Origin of the sequence: Rhodococcus sp. 4CII, assembly GCF_014256275.1 — a bacterium.
GTDB lineage: Bacteria > Actinomycetota > Actinomycetes > Mycobacteriales > Mycobacteriaceae > Rhodococcus_F > Rhodococcus_F wratislaviensis_A.
The window spans coordinates 4846337-4864102 of sequence record NZ_JACCFE010000002.1 but is presented as its reverse complement, the minus strand read 5'-3'; the positions used below and the strand labels follow the sequence as shown (position 1 = coordinate 4864102).

The 17766-nt window shown below is 68.0% G+C and carries 16 protein-coding genes; 8 read left to right on the top strand and 8 right to left on the bottom strand.

The features are described 5' to 3' along the window. The first annotated feature begins 8 nt into the window (after window positions 1-8). Together H0B43_RS23225 and H0B43_RS23220 are read left to right on the top strand one after the other, a co-directional pair. Window positions 9-992 (top strand): LLM class F420-dependent oxidoreductase, encoded by a 984-nt coding sequence (locus tag H0B43_RS23225; RefSeq protein WP_185725799.1) that lies wholly within the window; start codon window positions 9-11, stop codon window positions 990-992. A 96-nt stretch (window positions 993-1088) separates the two neighbouring features. Then, a complete protein-coding gene (locus H0B43_RS23220) occupies window positions 1089-2093 on the top strand; it encodes an LLM class flavin-dependent oxidoreductase (RefSeq protein WP_185725800.1) in 1005 nt (334 codons plus the stop codon). 34 nt (window positions 2094-2127) lie between these two features. On the opposite strand, the gene H0B43_RS23215 is transcribed toward H0B43_RS23220, so the two are convergent. From H0B43_RS23215 to H0B43_RS23190, 6 genes are all read right to left on the bottom strand, one after another. Beyond that, the gene (locus H0B43_RS23215) at window positions 2128-3237 is read right to left on the bottom strand and encodes an NDMA-dependent alcohol dehydrogenase (protein WP_185725801.1); all 1110 of its coding nucleotides are present in this window, start codon (window positions 3235-3237) and stop codon (window positions 2128-2130) included. A gap of 36 nt (window positions 3238-3273) precedes the next feature. Further along, complete coding sequence (locus H0B43_RS23210) at window positions 3274-4782, bottom strand: aldehyde dehydrogenase family protein (RefSeq protein ID WP_185725802.1); 1509 nt, start codon at window positions 4780-4782, stop codon at window positions 3274-3276. A 116-nt stretch (window positions 4783-4898) separates the two neighbouring features. Next, window positions 4899-6554: a sigma-54-dependent Fis family transcriptional regulator gene (locus H0B43_RS23205; protein ID WP_185725803.1), complete on the bottom strand. Its 1656-nt coding sequence runs from the start codon at window positions 6552-6554 to the stop codon at window positions 4899-4901. A 158-nt stretch (window positions 6555-6712) separates the two neighbouring features. Further along, a complete protein-coding gene (locus H0B43_RS23200) occupies window positions 6713-7816 on the bottom strand; it encodes a S9 family peptidase (RefSeq protein ID WP_185729825.1) in 1104 nt (367 codons plus the stop codon). A 132-nt stretch (window positions 7817-7948) separates the two neighbouring features. Further along, window positions 7949-9277: an MFS transporter gene (locus H0B43_RS23195; protein WP_185725804.1), complete on the bottom strand. Its 1329-nt coding sequence runs from the start codon at window positions 9275-9277 to the stop codon at window positions 7949-7951. After that, entirely contained in the window at window positions 9274-10533 is a 1260-nt protein-coding gene (locus tag H0B43_RS23190; RefSeq protein ID WP_185725805.1) for a M20 family metallopeptidase, read from the bottom strand. Before H0B43_RS23190 ends, H0B43_RS23195 begins: the two co-directional genes overlap by 4 nt. A gap of 127 nt (window positions 10534-10660) precedes the next feature. Between H0B43_RS23190 and H0B43_RS23185 the strand changes: the two genes are divergently transcribed. The 3 genes from H0B43_RS23185 (at window position 10661) to H0B43_RS23175 (ending at window position 12810) form a co-directional block, all read left to right on the top strand. Continuing rightward, window positions 10661-11680: an Lrp/AsnC family transcriptional regulator gene (locus H0B43_RS23185; protein ID WP_185725806.1), complete on the top strand. Its 1020-nt coding sequence runs from the start codon at window positions 10661-10663 to the stop codon at window positions 11678-11680. Window positions 11681-11722: 42 nt separating this feature from the next. After that, window positions 11723-12262: a DinB family protein gene (locus H0B43_RS23180; protein ID WP_185725807.1), complete on the top strand. Its 540-nt coding sequence runs from the start codon at window positions 11723-11725 to the stop codon at window positions 12260-12262. A gap of 206 nt (window positions 12263-12468) precedes the next feature. After that, entirely contained in the window at window positions 12469-12810 is a 342-nt protein-coding gene (locus tag H0B43_RS23175; protein WP_185725808.1) for a TraR/DksA C4-type zinc finger protein, read from the top strand. Here H0B43_RS23175 and H0B43_RS23170 read toward each other — a convergent pair. Continuing rightward, a complete protein-coding gene (locus H0B43_RS23170) occupies window positions 12807-13079 on the bottom strand; it encodes an ANTAR domain-containing protein (RefSeq protein ID WP_185725809.1) in 273 nt (90 codons plus the stop codon). The two genes, H0B43_RS23175 and H0B43_RS23170, sit on opposite strands and share 4 nt — an antisense overlap. Window positions 13080-13436: 357 nt before the next feature. Between H0B43_RS23170 and H0B43_RS23165 the strand changes: the two genes are divergently transcribed. From H0B43_RS23165 to H0B43_RS23155, 3 genes are read left to right on the top strand one after another with little or no spacing between them, the layout of a single operon-like run. After that, window positions 13437-13655 carry a ferredoxin gene (locus H0B43_RS23165; RefSeq protein WP_185725810.1) on the top strand — a complete coding sequence of 73 codons (219 nt, stop codon included), beginning with the start codon at window positions 13437-13439 and terminating at the stop codon, window positions 13653-13655. Continuing rightward, window positions 13645-15009, top strand: a complete 1365-nt coding sequence (locus H0B43_RS23160; protein ID WP_185725811.1) for an NAD(P)/FAD-dependent oxidoreductase — start codon at window positions 13645-13647, stop codon at window positions 15007-15009. Before H0B43_RS23165 ends, H0B43_RS23160 begins: the two co-directional genes overlap by 11 nt. A 14-nt stretch (window positions 15010-15023) precedes the next feature. After that, window positions 15024-16235, top strand: a complete 1212-nt coding sequence (locus tag H0B43_RS23155; RefSeq protein WP_185725812.1) for a cytochrome P450 — start codon at window positions 15024-15026, stop codon at window positions 16233-16235. Here H0B43_RS23155 and H0B43_RS23150 read toward each other — a convergent pair. Beyond that, window positions 16132-17664, bottom strand: coding sequence for an HNH endonuclease signature motif containing protein (locus tag H0B43_RS23150; RefSeq protein ID WP_252189721.1), 1533 nt, complete (start codon window positions 17662-17664; stop codon window positions 16132-16134). The two genes, H0B43_RS23155 and H0B43_RS23150, sit on opposite strands and share 104 nt — an antisense overlap. Window positions 17665-17766: the final 102 nt, after the last annotated feature.

The window sequence follows — 17766 nt, the reverse complement described above, 5'->3', positions numbered from 1 at the left end:
TCGAACGGGTGACCATTCGCCTTGGATACCAGATGCCGAATTTCAGTTACTCCACTCCCGTCACGGAACTCTTTCCCACTGTCATCGCGCAGGCGAAGGAAGCCGAATCCGCGGGATTCGACACCGCGTTCGTGATGGACCACTTCTACCAATTGCCGGGTCTCGGCGCGCCTGACGAACCGATGCTCGAGGCGTACACCACCCTCGGCGCCCTCGCCACGGCCACCGAGAAGATCCAGCTGTCCGCACTGGTCACCGGCAACACCTACCGCAATCCGCCGATGCTCGCCAAGACGGTGACCACGCTCGACGTCGCCAGCGGCGGCCGGGCGGTCCTGGGAATCGGAGCAGGCTGGTTCGAACTCGAACACAAGCAGTTCGGTTACGAGTTCGGCACGTTCACCGACCGATTCGAGCGCCTCGACGAGGCACTGCAGATCATCGCGCCGATGCTGCACGGGGAACGTCCGACGTTCGACGGCAAGTGGTATCACGTCGAGAACGCGATCAACGAGCCGCGAATCCGCGACGACCTGCCGATCATGCTCGGTGGTGGCGGCGAGAAGAAGACGTTCGGTCTCGCCGCCCGGTTCGCCGATCACCTGAACATCATCTGCAACACGAGCGAGTTGCCGCGCAAGCTGGAAGCGCTCGACGCGCGGTGTTCGGAGATCGGCCGCGACCGGTCCACGCTGGAAACCAGTTATCTCGCGTTCGTCATCATCGACGAGGACGGCGACCGCGCCCGGCAACTGCAGCGCGACTTCCTGCTCACGCAGGGTGTCGACCTGTCGACGGTGTCGGACGAGGAACGCGCCGCCGCCACCGACCGGCAGTTCTGCGGTGCGCCCGACGAGGTCGCCGAGCAGCTGAAGACCCGGGTCCTCGACGCGGGAATCGACGGCATCGTCCTCAATCTCGTCGCCAACGGGCACGAACCCGGAATCGTCGAGCTGACCGGGCGCACGTTGCGACCACTCGTCGACGCCTGAGAGTCCCGGAATACGCGCACTACCTCTGCGGTTACACCCGGAGGTAGTGCGCGTGGCCAACCTCTCGCGCCTCGGTGACGAAAGGTGAAGAAGCCCGTGAGTGCTGTTCTGTCGATTCTGGATCTGGCCTACATCCGCGAGGGCGACACCGCACGCGACAGTTTCGAGGCCAGCGTGAAACTGGCGCAACTCGCGGAGACCCGCGGATACCGCCGCATCTGGTACGCGGAACACCACAACATGCCGTCGATCGGCTCCTCCGCGACGAGCGTCCTCATCGCGCACGTCGCCGCGCACACGGACAGCATCCGGCTCGGCGCCGGCGGCATCATGCTGCCCAACCACGCGCCGCTGACGATCGCCGAACAGTTCGGCACCCTCGCGACGCTGCACCCCGGCCGCATCGACCTGGGACTCGGCCGCGCCCCCGGCAGCGACCAGAAGACGATGTACGCGCTGCGCCGCGACCCGGCGTCCGCGGACCGGTTCCCGCAGGACGTGCTGGAACTCCAGGCCTACCTCCGAGGCGTGTCACGGGTTCCCGGCGTCGACGCGATTCCCGGCAAGGGCACGAACGTTCCCCTCTACATCCTCGGGTCCTCGCTGTTCGGCGCGCAGCTCGCCGCGAAACTCGGCCTCCCCTACGCCAACGCGTCCCACTTCTCCCCCGACTCGCTCGTCGACGCCGTCACGCTGTACCGGGAGCGCTTCGAACCGTCCGAGGACCTGTCCGAGCCGTACGTGATCGCCGGCGTCAACGCGATCGCCGCCGACACCACCGAGGACGCGCACCGGCAGTTCGAGGCGTCCCTGCGGCGGCGGGTGGTGCAGATGGTCGGCCGCGGGCAGAAGTTCACCCCCGAGGAGGTCGACCTCATCATGACGTCGCCCGCGGGTCAGCAGGTCGCGCAGATGGTGCGCTATTCGGCCGTCGGCACCCCCGGCGAGGTCAAGGCGTACCTCGACGAGTTCGCCGAGCACGCACAGGCCGACGAACTGATCGTCGCGTCCCATGCCGAGGACACCGCGTCCTGGTTGAAGACGTACGACCTGCTCGCCGACGAGTGGCGCTCCGCGCCCGTGCACCTTTCCGGTAGCTAGCACAACCAGAAAGGCGCACGGGCGGCGAAGCCGCCTACGCGTGGACGATCACACCGCGCAGGTTCTTTCCGTCCCGCAGATCCTGGTAACCCTCGTTCACCTGCTCGAGCGTGTACTTGGTGGTGATCAGCTCGTCGAGCTTGAGCTGACCCGCGTCGTACAGGCGCAGCAGGCGGACGATGTCGTACTGCGGGTTGGCCGAGCCGAACAACGTGCCCTTGATCGTCTTCTGATTCAGGGTGAGATCGGTACCCGACACGTGCACGGTGAGCTTGGCGGGGTCGGCGAGTCCGGTGATGACGACGGTGCCGCCCTTGCCGATGACTGCGGTCGCGTTCTGGACCACCTCTTCGTCGACGGTCCCGACCAGGATGAGTGCCTGGTCGGCGCCCTGTCCCCAGGTCAGTTCGTTGACCTTCGCGGCAGCCTCGGCGGCGTCGGCGAACGCGTGGGTGGCACCGAACTTCAGTGCGGCCTCCCGCTTCATCGCCACCGGGTCCACCACCACGACGTACTTGGCGCCGGCACTGACCGCTCCCTGCACGGCGTTGATGCCGAGTCCGCCGATGCCGTAGATGATGACGGTGTCACCGGCGCGGACTCCGCCGGCGTACACCGCGGTGCCCCAGCCGGACGGCACACCGCAGCCGACGAGGACGGCGGTCTCCAGCGGCAGCCAGTCGTCCACCTTCACCACCGAGTGCTGCGAGATGGTGGCCCGCTCCGAGAACGTGCCGAGCATGCACATGGCACCGAAATCGTCCTTGCCCGAGTGGAACCGGAAGGAGCCGTCGGGCATCGAACCCTCGAGGATGGTGGCACCCATGTCACACAGGTTCTGGCGACCGGTGGCGCAGTAGCGACACGTCCCGCAGTTCGGGATGAAGCTGCAGACCACGTGGTCGCCGGGCTTCACCTTGGTGACACCGGGGCCGACTTCCTCGATGATGCCCGACCCCTCGTGCCCACCGACGATGGGGTAACGCGGCGGCAGATCGCCGTCGGTGAGGTGCAGGTCCGAGTGGCACAGGCCTGCCGCGACGTACTTGATGAGCACTTCGCCGGGCCCCGGGCCGTCCAGTTCGAGTTCCATGATCTCGAACGGCTTGCCGGCTTCGAGCAGAACCGCTGCTTTGGTCTTCATGTCTTCTCCTCTTCGAGTGACGATGTCGAGTGACGGTCAGAGTGCGATGTTGACGGCTTTGGTCTGGGTGTAGAGGTCGATGGCGGTGGCCCCGAGCTCACGTCCCCATCCGGACTGCTTGTATCCGCCGAACGGCATGGCGGTGTCGAACCCGTTGTACTGGTTGATCCACACCGAACCGGCCTTGAGCTGGCGGGCGGTGAGGTGCGCCTTGGACAGGTCCTTGGTCCAGATTCCGGCGGCGAGACCGTAGATGCTGCTGTTCGCGGCCTTCGCGACTCCTTCCTCCGCGTTGAACGGGAGCGCTGCGACGACGGGGCCGAAGATTTCCTCCTCGACGATGCTGAACTCGGGCTTGACGTCCACGAATACCGTGGGCTCGACGTAGAAGCCGGTGTCGCCCCATCGCTTTCCGCCGGTGAGGGCGCGGGCGCCGTCGGCGAGTCCGGCTGCCAGGTAGCCGGTGACCTTGTCGAGCTGCTCCTGGGACACCAGCGGTCCGAGCTGGGTGGTGGGATCGAGTCCGGGGCCGATCTTCACCTGACTGGCGGCTTCGGCGACGGCAGCAGTGAAGTCGTCGAAGATGCTGTCCTCGACGAACATCCGGGTGCCTGCGACGCAGCACTGGCCGTGGTTGAACAGCCAGGCGTTGAGGGACCCGGTGACGGCGGCATCGAAGTCGGCGTCCGCGAACACGACGTTGGCGCTCTTGCCGCCGAGTTCGAGCGACACCTTCTTCAGGTTGCCGCGGGCGGCGTCGACGATCTTCTTCCCCACCTCGGTGGAGCCGGTGAACGCGATCTTGTCGACGTCGTCGTGAGCCGACAGTGCGGCGCCCGCGTCTCCGTAGCCGGTGACGATGTTGACGACGCCGGGCGGGAAGCCGGCCTCCTCGAACACCTCGCCGAGCAGGAGCGCGGTGAGCGGCGTCTGCTCCGCGGGCTTGAGGATCACGGTGTTGCCGGCGGCGAGCGCGGGTGCGAGCTTGAACGCGGCCATGAGCAGCGGGAAGTTCCAGGGAACGATGAGCCCGCAGACGCCGACGGGCTCCCGCAGCGTGTACGCGTGGAATTGGCCGCCGGGGACGAACGGCATGCTCACGTTGACCGTGCTGCCCTCGATCTTGGTGGCCCAGCCTGCGAAGTAGCGGAAGATGTCGGCCGACCACGCGACGTCGACGGCCGCGGCGATGCCCGCAGACTTGCCGTTGTCCAGCGCCTCGAGCTGACCGAATTCGTCGGCCCGCTCGGAGAGGATGTCGCCGACGCGCCAGATCAGGCGTTCGCGTTCGTTGGGCTTCATGGTGGACCACGGGCCCTCGTCGAATGCCGTGCGGGCGGCCCGGACTGCGCGGTCGACGTCCTCGGCGCCACCGCGTGCGACGGTGGTCAGCACCTGCCCGGTGGCGGGGTCGATCGTCTCGAACGTCTCGCCGCTAGCCGATTCCACCCACTGCCCGCCGACGAGGAAACGCTTGGTGCCGGACAGGAAGTTCCGTACCGACGGCAGGAGTTCCGCCTGGCTGGGTTCGATCGTCGCTGTCATCAAAACCTCCGAAGTTGTGAATGTGACGTGGCTCATAGTGCACTGGTTGCCATATCACTAACTGTCCTGACTTCGGACACCTCCGGACGGTTGAACTTCGGGGAAGGAAACTGCTGCTAGACGCTAATTTCGAGGGCACGCATCCGGACATACAGCGTGCTTCGGCTGATGCCCAGCGCCGCCGCGGCGTGCACCTTGTTGCCGCCGCATTCCTGCAGTGCGTCGACGATGGCCTGGCGTTCGGCGCGTTCACGACCCGCCAGCCGGGACACCCGCGTCAGCGTCCGGTAGAGGTCGGGCAGATCGGCGACGGCGATGCGCGCGCTGGTGCGCCTGCCCGCGGCCGCCGCCAGCACGACCGACAGTTCCGCGAGGTTGCCCGGCCAGTCTCGGGCGATCAGCGCGTCGAGCGCGCTCGCCGTGAGCCTGAGGCCCGGCTCGATCGAATCGAGGACCGCCTGCGCGAGGTCCGCGAACTCGCGGGTGCGCTGGCGCAGTGGTGGCAGCACGACCTGCCCGGCGCAGCGGCCGACCAGACCGGCCGCCCCCGGCGACAGGTCGGCGAGAGGCGAACTCGTCATCACGATCCGCGGCCCCGACTCCGCCGCGAGAAGCTTCACGACCAGCGGCAACATCGATTCCGGCAGCAGTTGCACTTCTTCGATCGCCAGGACGGCAGCGGGCCCCGCCGCCAGCGCCAGCAGACGGTCGACCCACGCCTCGGCGCCGTCGAGTGCGATCGCGGCCGCGTCCATGCAGACGAGAGACCGGTCGCTCGCCAGATCCCGGACCGCGGTGGTCCTGCCGGTTCCCGGTTCGCCGCTGATCACCACCGCGTCCCGGGTCTCACGCAGCCGCGCCAACTCCGATCTGCTGCGCTCGACGACGGAACTCGACGGCGCCTTGCCCCGCCGGATCGGGGTGCTGGTGCGGCGGTCCGGGCGCACGACGAACACAGCCCCTCCGTCGGTGCCCGCCACGTAGTCGGCGCGAACCAACGCCGGTTCGCCCGAGGACAATTCGATTCGCACCGTCTTCGACTGGTCCGGGCGAAGGTCCGCGGCGAGCCCCCGCAACGTCGCGTGGTCTGACACCTGGAGGAGGTCGAGCGCGACCCGGTTGCTGAGGAGGATGTCCTCACCGATCGCGGTGACCGCCATCTGGTTCTGCGGCGACACCCGCTGGAACGCGTCCACGAGCCGCTGCTGCGACACCCTCGACCCTTCGAGGAGGCGTCGTTCGATGTCGCTCGCGGCACGAGCGAGGAACGGGGCGAACAGCGGGTTGGCCCGCGACGCGACGCCCGTCATGTCGAGGATGCCCTCCACGCGGCGCGTCACCGGATGGACGATGGGGTGGCCGTAGCAGCTGAGGTCCTTGAACCGTTCGAGGTAGTGCTCCTCACCGTGGATCACGACGCCGCGCCGGACCTCCAGCGGCGTTCCCAGCGCGGTGGTCCCGACGCAGTCCTCGCCGAACCGTGAGCCGAGCACCGCACCGGCGGCGTCGATCATTCGCTCGAGTTTGCGGCCGTCGAAGAGGCGGGCGACGATGCGACAGTCGCGGTCGGCGAGCAGCACGCAGAAACCGGTGCCCTGGAGTTGCTGTTCCATCTCGTCGAGGACCGGCCGTGCCGCCTGCAGGAGCCGGCTGGACTTGTCCAGGTCGGGGCAGGGATCATCGTCCGGCGTCGAACTCGGTTCCAGCCCGCTGAGCGCCGAGCGCTTCCAGGACAACGCGATCTCCGGACGCATCGCCGACTGTCCGGTCATGCCGCCAAACTCCAACCTCGACTCCTCGCCGCGCTCGGTTCGGTCGTGCACCGGCGCACCACCCACACCCGAACGTACCCACACAGTGTGACCCACGCCATAGTGCCCGGGAGTCGCGACGGGCAACTGTCCGGATTCCGGACAGTGCTCGTTTGCACTCAGGCGAACAGCCCCCGCACGAAGGGGATCGTGTCGGCCTGCGAATCGATGAGCGTGCCGCTGTGGTCGGTGGGATACGTCTTGAACGTCACCGGTTCGCCATTGGCGGTCAGCGCCGCGACCAGGGAAAACGCCGACGGCGCGGGCACGTCGACGTCGGTGAGGCCCTGCCCGATGAACAGCGGACGGTCGTAGCCGCTCGTCGGGACGCCCATGTAGTCCACCAGCAGCCCGTGGAGGTTGGGGACCTGGTTCAGCGGCCTACTGAACAGGTCACCGACCACCACCCCTTCCGCGGCGTCGTGAAGTTCGTTGACGCACAGCTGTTCCGCCGCGTTCACATAGTGCTCGCCCAGCGGTGTGAGGTACGAGTCGAGGTCGATCTCGGGGCGCGCCGACCGCAGTCCCGCGAGGATGTAGAACAGGTACGAGGTGAGTCCGGCGGGGATCGCCGTGGGCGGCACGCCCGGACCGAGCGGCAGCAACGTCAGCTCGATGTTCGCGGGAACACCCGTTCCCACGGCCCCGCGGTAGTCCAGCGAATCGCCGCCGTACTCGGTGGCGTACCGGGCGGTGGTGATCGCGGCGCCGCCGCCCTGCGACTGCCCGACCACCACCCACTTGTTCGACAGCGCCCCGTCGACGGCCCGGGCGGCCTTCACGGAATCGACGACGCTGTGCGCCTCGACCTTTCCGTCGAGGTACGGCATCACACCGGGTGTGCCGAGGCCGACGTAGTCGGTGGAGACGACGGCGTAGCCCTGCTCGAGCCAGCGTCCCAGGTACGGGTAGTCGCGCTCGGGGAGGGCCGGTCCGACGAGCGAGGGTGCGCAGTCGTCCGCGAGGCCGGACGTGCCGTGCGCCCACGCGACCACCGGCCATCCCCCGGCGGGCGGCTCCCCCGGCGGCACGTACACCGCGCCGCTGCTGAGGGCGGGGTTGCCGTCGGATCCGATCGACCAGTAGGTGATTCGTTGCGCGTCGGCGGTGCCGGGAAGCCAGAGGCCCGTGGGCAGCGGTTCGACCTCGACGACGCTGCCCGCCGAGCGGTCGGCGTCGTCGGCGAACGCGGTCGGGGCGGCGAGGCACGTGCCGGCCACCATCAGGGAGGCGATCGCGATGCCGGCCACGGCTCGCGTCGTCAGCACCGAGTGTGTCTTCACCGCTTCAACATAGAGCGTCACCCCCACGTGAGCGGCAAAGCGCACCGGAGCACGCTTTGCCACTCAATTGGGCTACTGCCGGGAGGCGAGATCCCGTCCCCTGGTTTCCGGAATCGTGACCAGCGCGACGGTCGAGACCGCGAGGAGCGCGAGCGCGTACCACTGGAACAGTTCCGGTGAACCGCGGTCGGCGAAGAACGTCTGGACGTACGCCGCGGTCCCGCCGAACGCCGCGACACCGATCGAGTACGGCACTCCGACACCGGCGGCGCGCAACCCGGTGGGGAAGAGTTCGGCCATCATCGCGGGCATGACCGACAGGATCGCACCCATCACGAAGAGGGCGATCGCCATCGCGACGAACAGGGTGAGCGCGCTGTGCCCGATCATGGCGTTGAGCGGAAACAGCAGGGCCGCGATGCCGAAGTTCCCGATGTACAGCACCGGTTTGCGTCCGATCCGGTCCGACACGGCGCCCCAGAACGGCAGCGACGCAATCAGTACGAGGTTCGCGCCGACCCCCGCCCAGAGTGCCCCGGACGGATCTATGCCGCGGACGGCGATCGCGTACGCCGGCGCCGACACCGCCCACACGTAGTAGACGACGGTGCCGCCGACCGTGAAGAACAGGATCTGGAACACCTGCCGCCGGTGCGCCACGAACAGCTGCCACATCGACTGCTTCGCGGTCTCGTCGCCCGACTCCTCGTAGACCTCGGTCTCACTCATCCGGGACCGCATCCACAGCACGAACAGGCCGAGTACGCCGCCCAGCAGGAACGGCACCCGCCAGCCCCAGTCGGCCATCTGCTCCGCGGTCAGCGTCGTCGTGAGCAGGGCGCCGAGCAACGTGCCGACGACGACACCGGTGGTGTTGGAGATGTAGATGAGACTGGACCAGAGTCCGCGCCGCGCCGTCGGCGCGAATTCCACGATGTAGGTCTGCGCGGACGGCAACTCGCCGCCGTGCGCGACGCCCTGCGCGAGCCGCGCCAGGACGAGGACGACCGCCGCGGCGACGCCGATCGTCTGATGGGTCGGGGTCAGACCGATGACCAGGCTGCCGACCGCGGCCAGTCCCACGGCGAGCGTCATCGACAGTTTGCGCCCCCGCCGGTCCGACAGCCAGCCGAACAGCAGACCGCCGAACGGCCGGGCGACGAATCCGACGGCGAAGACACCGAACGACGCGAGCAGGTCGGAGACCGGTGAGCCGGTGTGGAAGAACTGCGGGGCGAAGAACGCGGCGAACGTCGCGTAGACGGTCCAGTCGAAGTACTCGATCCCGTTGCCGGTGCCCACCCCGACGATCGCCCGGGCCTTCTCCCAGCGCTCGGATCTCGGCAGGCCGGTGTGCGGTCCGGCGTTCACGGACCCGCTGTCGGTGGCGATCTCGGTCATCGTGCGTCACTTCCCGCCGCTGCTGCGGCCATGTCGAGAGGAGCGTCGTCGGCGCCGGCCTTGTCGAGCCTGCGCACGGCCAGTCCGGCGTAGATGGCGGCCGCGTCGGCGAGCACCGCGTCGTCGAATTGCGCTCGGGGCGAATGGTTCATGGGGGCGGCCGCGGGGTCGGTACCCGGCATGCACGCACCGAGCCCGATGAAGGCGCCGGGCACTTCCTGCAGCACGTAGGAGAAGTCCTCGGATCCCGCCATCGGATGTGTGACCGTCTCGTATCGGTCCTCGCCCATGAGGTCGCTGACGACCTCGGCACCGAACGCGACCTCGTTGCCGTCGTTGACGGTCATCGGGAACTCGGGATCCACGGTTACGTCGACGTCGACACGCTGCGCGGACGCCACTCCCTCGAGCACCCGCCGCAGCGCGGCAGGCACCTTCTCGTAGGTGGCGGGCGAATAACACCGGACGGTCGCCTCGAACCGCGCGTCATCGGGGATGATGTTGTGCCGCGAACCGGCCTGCACGTTCGCCACCGTGACGACGACCGGGTCGAAGACGTCGAAGGTTCGGGTCACCATGGTCTGCAGCGACGTGATCATCTCCGCCATCGCGGTGATCGGATCACGCGCCGTCGACGGGGACGACCCGTGTCCGCCCGCCCCGCGGACCGTGACCGTCAGCTTGTACGACGCCGCGAGCAGCGTGCCCGCCTTGGAGAAGAACCGACCCCGAGGCTTCTGGCAGGAGAACACGTGCATGCCGTAGGCGGTGTCCGCGCGGCGTCCCGAGGCGTCGAGGACCCCCTCGTCGACCATCACCTTGGCACCGTCCCACCCTTCCTCCCCAGGCTGGAACATCAGCACGACGTCACCCGCCAGATGGTCGCGGTGGCGGCTGAGCAGTTGCGCGGCGCCGACCAGCGCTGCGGTGTGCATGTCGTGCCCGCATCCGTGCATGGCGCCGTTCTGCGCTGCGAAGTCGAGGCCGGTCTGTTCGGTCACCGGGAGTCCGTCCATGTCCGCGCGCAGCAGCACGGTCGGCGCGGCGCCGACCGGACGCCGGCCGCCGCGGAGCACCGCGGTCACGGACGTCGTGCGGGTTCCCGTCGCGATCTCGAACGGCAATCCGGCCAACGCCGCGAGGACCGTCTCCTGTGTGCGCGGCAGGTCCAGTCCGACCTCCGGTTCGCGGTGCAGCACACGGCGCAACTGCACGAGGTCGCCTTGTAGCGCGCGGGCGTCGTCCACGAGATCCATTGCTCTCCTTATGTCGGTGGTCACGTTCAGAGCCGAATGCGGCGGTGGTCATATGCTGTGATGCGCGAAGTGACGGACGACCGAGATCGTCGAAAACGATCATCCGAACGGACCCGAAAGGCCTTTGATGACTGAAATGCTGACAGAATCCGAGCTTTCGCTCATTCATGCCTTGCAGATCCGCCCCCGCGCGACGTGGGCCGAGCTGGCCCCGATCCTGCGGACGACGTCCGCCACTCTCGCCAGGCGGTGGGAGTCGATCACCGAACGCGGACTGGCCTGGATCACCGCGTACGCCGCGCCGATGACGGGCGCGGGTGCGTTCACGGCCATGATCGAGGTGACCTGCGACCTCATCGGCACCAGACCGCTGGTCGAGGCGCTCACCCAGGACCCGCGCGTGGCGTCGATCGAGCACGCGGCCCGGGGCCGGGACCTCATCCTGACGGTCCAGACGGGGTCTCTGCACGAATTATCCGACCTCGTCCTCGAAGAGTTGCCGGGCCACCCGAGCATCCGTTCGACCCGGACCCACACCTGCACGGCACTCCATGCGGAGGGCAGTCGCTGGCGACTGGATTCCCTGGACACCGCCCAGTCGGCGGCGGTCGCCGCGCTCGAGAGCACCCCGCCGCAGTCCGGGTCGGCTCGGCCGGAGAGTCTGACGGACGAAGTGGCGCGCGCGCTCGTCCGCGAACTCACCCGGAACGGCCGGGCGTCGGCGCGGGAGATCGCCTCGGTCATCGACCGGCCCGCCTCGTCGGTCCGCCGGCAACTCGCGGGACTGTTGCGCTCCCGCGCGGTGGTTCTGCGGTGCGACGTCGCCCAGGACGCGACGCGGTGGCCGATCACCGTCACCTGGTGGTGCCGACTGCCCGTGCGCGCGCACCGGGAGGTGGTCGAAATCGTCAACACCCGCCCCGAACTGAGGTTGTGTATGTCGCTCACCGGACCCGCGAACTTCCTCGTCAGCATGTGGGTGCCCTCGCTGCCCGACCTGCTGCGGGTGCAGGAATGGCTGGAGAGCCGCGCACCCAGCCTGGAGATCATCGACTCGTCGGTGACGCTCCGGTCCCGCAAGCGGATGGGGTGGGAACTCGACACCCACGGCCGCGCGACCGGATTCGTCACTGCACACGGCGACTGACCACTACGGTCGAATGCGGCACCATCGGACCGGCCGAAGCAGGTGATCACCGTGACCTCAACCGCGAAAACGTCGACTACCGGCGAGCGCGCCGACTTGCTGGAATCGCTGGCGAAACATCGCCACTTCCTCCGCTACACCGTCCGCGACCTCACCGACGAACAGGCCGCGCAGCGCACGACGGCGAGCGAACTGTGCCTCGGCGGACTCGTCAAGCACGTGTCGGACACCGAGCGGGTGTGGGCCGATTTCATCGTGCGCGGCACCGACGCGGTGCGCGGTGGCCCCGTCGACGGCACCGGAACCGACAACCGAGAAAAGGAATTCACTCTGCGCGGCGACGAGACGCTGGCCGGCGTCCTCGACCGCTACGCACACATCGCGCACCGCACCGACGAGATCGTGGCCTCGTTGCCCGACCTGGACATCTCGCATCCGTTGCCGCCCGCGCCGTGGTTCGAACCCGGGTCACGCTGGTCGGCGCGCCGGGTGCTGCTCCACATCATCGGGGAAACTGCCCAGCACGCCGGTCACGCCGACATCATCCGGGAGGCCCTCGACGGCGCGAAGACGATGGGCTGAGCCGACCGCGTTTCCGGGCGTCGATGAGGAAACGAGTCGAGTGGGCCACGAACGGCCCGGTCGCCTCGATCGGGTCGTGGAGTTCCACGGCGCCGATCTCGAAGAACTGGGAGAAATACGTGCCAGCGGGTTGCGGGACGCAGCAACGGATCGATCGAGCGGATTCTCTGGGGAAGCACCGGGCAGCGGCCGACGTTGAAGGGAACATGACCGCACTGGAGCCTCGCATCCGCATCGCCGAGGAGCGAGCCGACGCCGAGCGTCGCATTGTGTCGCTGACCGGCCGTTTCTCCGCGATCGTGGAGGGATCGGAATATACGACGGACGACGACGAACACGACCCGGAGGGCTCGACGATCGCGTTCGAACGGGCCCAGGTGTCGGCGCTGCTCGCCGGCGCCCGGCGCGAGGTCGAGGACCTGACGGCGGCGCAACAGCGACTCGACAGCGGGACGTACGGCCTGTGTATCCGGTGCGGGCGGCCGATCTCGGAAGCCCGGCTCGATGCGCTACCCGCCGCGCTGACATGCATCGACTGCGCCGGCTAGGGCAGGAGGGCTCCCCACTCGCGTGCGGCCACGTCCCGTGCCCGTCGGTGGTCGTCGGCTTCGGGGTGGACACCGTCCGCAAGGTCGGCGAGTGCTTCCGCCAGATCCCCGACATCGACCTGATGTCGCATGGAGGAGTCGAGTAGTTCGTCGAAGGCCTGATCCGCGCTGTACGAGCTTCCGCGCGCGGTGGTCAGGAATTGAATCGCAGAGTCCAATGCGGACAGATGCCGTGTCGCGCGGGTGTCGCGGTGAGCTTCGAGCGTCAATATTCCGCCTCTGAGGTGTCGCCACTGGGCGTTGCCGGTCACTTGTAGCCACATCACATCACGATCCCGGCGTCTGTGTCGCCGAATAGAGACCGTGTCCGAAAGTTGTTTATCGGCAGCAGGATACGAAGCGCGTCGAGATGTTTGTAACTCCCGTTACTACCGCGAAGTTCTACCCGGGAGTAGGTAGCCCGCGGGATCACATTTCTGAATGACTCCAGATCCGCGGATCGAATCCGAACAGACCGGCCATTCCGGAATACTGGCCACCGGGCGGAATTCTCCACCCGACGCGATTGGACGGCCGTGCGCCGCGTAGTCCCTGTGGACCCGTGACCAGAACTGTTCAGAATCGGGATGATTGACGTGAAACTCGTCGTCGACCTCAATCGGTGCCAGGGGTACGCGCAGTGCGTGTTCCTCGCACCCGACGTCTTCACCCTGCACGGGGAAGAGGCCCTTCTCTACGACGCCGGCCCCGCGGACGACGAACGCGACCGTGTCTCCCAGGCCGCCGCTGCCTGCCCGGTGCACGCCATCACAACCGACCTCCCCGACCGACGCGATGAGCAGTGACGTGCGGATCGTCATCGTCGGAGCGTCGCTCGCGGGACTGCGCGCCGCGGAGGCACTGCGTGGGCTCGGCTTCGACGGGTCGCTGACCCTGATCGGCGACGAACCCTACGAGCCCTACGACCGGCCGCCCCTGTCGAAGGCCGTGCTCCTCGGGATCATGCCGCCCGACCACGCGGCGCTGCCGTACCGTTTCGACCTCGACGCGAAATGGCGACTCGGCGTCCGGGCCACCACCCTCGACCTGGAGAACAACGCGGTGGTGCTGAGCGACGGCGCCGTCGTCGAATTCGACAAGGTACTGATCGCCACCGGCGTCCGGGCCAGGCCGTGGGCGAACTCGTCGGAGGCGGCGCTCGACGGGGTTTTCACCATCCGGACGTGTGACGACTCCAGGGCGCTCAACGAGCGACTGTCGGCCGGGCCGCGCCACGTCCTGGTGATCGGCGCCGGGTTCACCGGATCGGAGATCGCGTCGGTATGCCGGGAACGCGGACTGTCCGTGACGGTCACCGAGCGAGGTCCGGCGCCGCTGGTCGGTGCGCTCGGCGGGGTGGTGGCGTCGGTCGCGGCCGAGATGCAGCGCGACCACGGCGTCGACCTGCGCACCGGCGTCACGGTGACCGGGCTCGACGGCGACGGCAGCGGGCGACTGTCCCGCGCGCACCTGTCGGACGGGACCACACTCGACGTCGATGTCGCCATCGTCGCGCAGGGCAGCATCCGCAACACCGATTGGCTGGCGGGATCCGGTCTGGCCGCGGGGCCCCGCGGAGTGACGTGCGACGCCGGCTGCCGTGCGTTCGACATCAACGGCATCGTCACCGATAACGTCTTCGTCGCCGGTGACGTTGCGCGACAGCCTCATCCGCTCTACGACTATCAGCTGCTGGCACTGGAACACTGGGGCAACGCCATCGGTCAGGCCGAGGTGGCGGCGCACAACATGATGCACGAGGGTCTCCGGCGGCGGCCACACCTCGAGATTCCGGCGTTCTGGTCCAGCCAGTTCGGCGTCAACATCAAATCTGTCGGCATCCCCACCTACTCCGATCAGGTGGTGATCACGCAGGGCTCCGTCGCGGACCGGCGGTTCGTCGCAGCATACGGCTTCCGGGGTCGCGTCACCGCGGCCGTGGCGTTCAACCAGGGCAAATGGCTCGATTTCTACCGCGGACTGATCGAGTCGGCGGCGGCGTTCCCACCCGAATTCGATGTCATGGACCGGACCGAGCCGTTCGAGGTCCGCGCGTCCGAGTTGCCGGATCCGGCGGTGCTCAGCCACGGACCCACCGTCGCGGTGACCGGTCACCTGCCCACCGAACGCCGCGTCGAGTTCGTCTCGCTACCGAAGTAACAGGGAGAGTGTCCATGTCGCGTGCGCAGCTGTTCCAGCGGATCACCGACCAGGCGAGCAGGCCGAATCCGTATCCGCTGTACGAGGAACTCCGGGAGACCCGGGTAGCGCCTCAGGACGACGGCTCGTACCTCGTCGGCCGGTACTACGACGTCATGGCGCTGCTTCACGATCCGCGGATCAGCTCCGATCTGCACAACCGGGGTGCGGGACTTCCCGGTGCGGATCGGGCGAGCAACGCACCGGATTCCTTCCTCAAACTCGATCCGCCCGAGCATGATCGGCTGCGACGGCTGACGACCCGTCAATTCGGTCCACCGCACAGCCCCCACCGAATCGACTCCATGCGCGGCGAACTCGCCACCCTCGTAACGGAGCTCGTCGACGGCCTCGACGGCAAGGAGCGCATCGACGTCGTCGACGACTTCGCCTACCCGTTCCCGGTGTCCGTCATCTGCCGGCTTCTCGGGGTGCCACATGAGGAGGAACCCCGCTTCCACGCGTGGGCCGACGAGTTGGTGGCGTCCATCGACCCGCGGCACAACGCCGGTGGCAATCCGCGCGCGGAGGCGGCACAGAAGGCGCAGATGGAGATGGCCATGTTCATGGCCGGTCTCATCGAGGAGCGACGCCGCAATCCCGGGGACGACATGCTGTCGGGTCTGGCGAACGATTCGAGTCCCGACGGCCAGTTGGATACCGTCGAGTTGGTCACGAACTCCATCCTGCTGTTCATCGCCGGGCACGAGACGACCGTCAATCTCATCACCAACGGCATGCTGACGTTGCTCCGCAATCCGGAAGCGCTCGAACGACTTCGCGCCGAGCCCGAGCTGATGCCGCACGCCGTCGAGGAGCTGCTCCGGTTCGAACCGCCCGTGCATCTGCTGGGCCAGCGGACACCGATCGTCGACATCGACATCGACGGCGTCACCGTCCCGAAGGGTTCACCGCTCGTCCTCGCCTTGGCGTCGGCCAATCGTGATCCCGAACGCTTCGACGACGCCGACCGGTTCGTCCCCGACCGCAAGGACAACCAGCACGTCGGTTTGGGCAGCGGCATCCACAGTTGCTTCGGCGCCCCGCTCGCCCGCCTCGAAGGGCAGATGGCGCTGACCGAACTCATCCGCCGTCTCCCGAATCCGCGCCTCGTCGAGGACCCGCCGCCCTACCGGCCCAATCCGGTGCTGCGGGGTCCGCGGCACCTGTTGGTGGACTGTGGGTGACGGGGGCTGACCGCGCTTGCTCGATCAACTCACCGGGGTGATGTCGGTGGTTGACACGCGGTCTTCGGGTGGGGTCGATGTGCGGTGGCGGGATCCATTCGGTCCGGCCCGGGTGCGCGGAATGTTCTGGCGCGGATCTCGTCGTCCACCCGGCCGGGCCGTCGTTGACCTGGGCATGGCAGGCGTCGCACACCAGGGCCAGGCTGTCGATGTCGGTGCGCCCACCCTTGTGCCAGTCCGTGACATGGTGCACCGCACACAGACTCGCCGGTGCTGCGCACCCGGGCCGGGTGCAGCCCGCGTCTGCCGCGATCAGGGCGAGGCGCTGATCGGCGCCGGCCAGACGGCGCCGTCGCCCCAGGTGCAGCGGACGACCCGCATGGTCGAACAGCGCGAGCACCGGATGCGCGTCCTCGGCCAGGGCCAAGGCGTCCTCGATCGGGAGTAGTCCGCCTGTCGCCGTCGTGGCGCGACCGCCGATCGCTCGTTCCAATTGTTCGAGCGTCATCGTGACGATCACGGTGGTCGGCAGTCCCCGGTGCCGGCCGAGCACGCCCGAGGCGAGCAGTACGCGGAACATCGCGCTGAACGCGTCGTGATGACGTTGCGCCGCGGTGCGGGTATCGCGGGCGGCCGCCGCCGCCAACACCTCTCGATCGACCGACGGGTCTTCGGCGTCGCCGGTCGGCGACGCGGGATCGTCCGGGTTGTTCATCCCCGGCCGGGCCCATTTGGCGAGAATCGGATCGAGCAGCGCCCGCGCGACAGGGTCGAGTTCCCCGGAGATTTTCGACATCAGTTCGGTGTCTTGCCGCCCGATCGAGATACCCCGCCGGCGTTTCCGGTCACGGTCGTCGCCGAGGTTCCCGTCCGGATTCAGATATGCCAGCAACCGGTGCCCGGCCTGCTCCACGTCCTCCGGGGTGCCGTCCCGGGCGAGACGGGCCAGCACCGCCTCCGCGTCGGCGAGCGCCTCGTTGCCCACGGCGTGGGGGATCTTGCGCATCACCTTCGCGACCGCGCGCGCATGGCCCACACCGATGTCGCCGTCACGCTGCGCTGCAGCGGTTTCCGGTAACACCGGCGGCATCGGGTCACCGGACAGGTTGTGCCACACCCCCAGCTCGCGGGCCGCGGTGACACGGGCGGACGCGTCCGCCGCCGAGATCCGGAGCACGTCGATCAGCATCTTCTTCGGTGAGTTGTAACCCAGACTCGCCGGGACCGAGCGCTCCACACTCTCCACGATCAGCCGGTGCGAGAGGGCATCCGCTCGGCGAAGCGACTGCTCCACCCCGCGCATCACGTCGACTACCTCACCGTCCGACAATTCCGTCAACCCCGCATCGAGGAGCCCGTCGACCGCGGCAGCGAGCATCGACAGATGCTGCGCCACGTGGCTTTTCACCGACCCCCCAGTCGAACTCATGCGCGAATACTACCGCGGGGGTCCGACACGTTCTGGAGGCGAACACCGATGGCCCGACCGTCTCGGCACCGCGAGATTCATGAGCACACCGGTAAGTCGAAC

Excerpts from the sequence above, each read along its gene's own strand:
- H0B43_RS23175 (WP_185725808.1), top strand. The coding sequence starts at position 12,469 with ATGACCGCACTGGAGCCTCGCATCCGCATCGCCGAGGAGCGAGCCGAC.
- H0B43_RS23195 (WP_185725804.1), bottom strand. The coding sequence starts at position 9,277 with ATGACCGAGATCGCCACCGACAGCGGGTCCGTGAACGCCGGACCGCAC.
- H0B43_RS23190 (WP_185725805.1), bottom strand. The coding sequence starts at position 10,533 with ATGGATCTCGTGGACGACGCCCGCGCGCTACAAGGCGACCTCGTGCAG.
- H0B43_RS23155 (WP_185725812.1), top strand. The coding sequence starts at position 15,024 with ATGTCGCGTGCGCAGCTGTTCCAGCGGATCACCGACCAGGCGAGCAGG.
- H0B43_RS23165 (WP_185725810.1), top strand. The coding sequence starts at position 13,437 with ATGATTGACGTGAAACTCGTCGTCGACCTCAATCGGTGCCAGGGGTAC.
- H0B43_RS23200 (WP_185729825.1), bottom strand. The coding sequence starts at position 7,816 with ATGGTGGCCGGCACGTGCCTCGCCGCCCCGACCGCGTTCGCCGACGAC.
- H0B43_RS23215 (WP_185725801.1), bottom strand. The coding sequence starts at position 3,237 with ATGAAGACCAAAGCAGCGGTTCTGCTCGAAGCCGGCAAGCCGTTCGAG.
- H0B43_RS23160 (WP_185725811.1), top strand. The coding sequence starts at position 13,645 with ATGAGCAGTGACGTGCGGATCGTCATCGTCGGAGCGTCGCTCGCGGGA.
- H0B43_RS23150 (WP_252189721.1), bottom strand. The coding sequence starts at position 17,664 with ATGAGTTCGACTGGGGGGTCGGTGAAAAGCCACGTGGCGCAGCATCTG.
- H0B43_RS23205 (WP_185725803.1), bottom strand. The coding sequence starts at position 6,554 with ATGACCGGACAGTCGGCGATGCGTCCGGAGATCGCGTTGTCCTGGAAG.
- H0B43_RS23185 (WP_185725806.1), top strand. The coding sequence starts at position 10,661 with ATGACTGAAATGCTGACAGAATCCGAGCTTTCGCTCATTCATGCCTTG.
- H0B43_RS23210 (WP_185725802.1), bottom strand. The coding sequence starts at position 4,782 with ATGACAGCGACGATCGAACCCAGCCAGGCGGAACTCCTGCCGTCGGTA.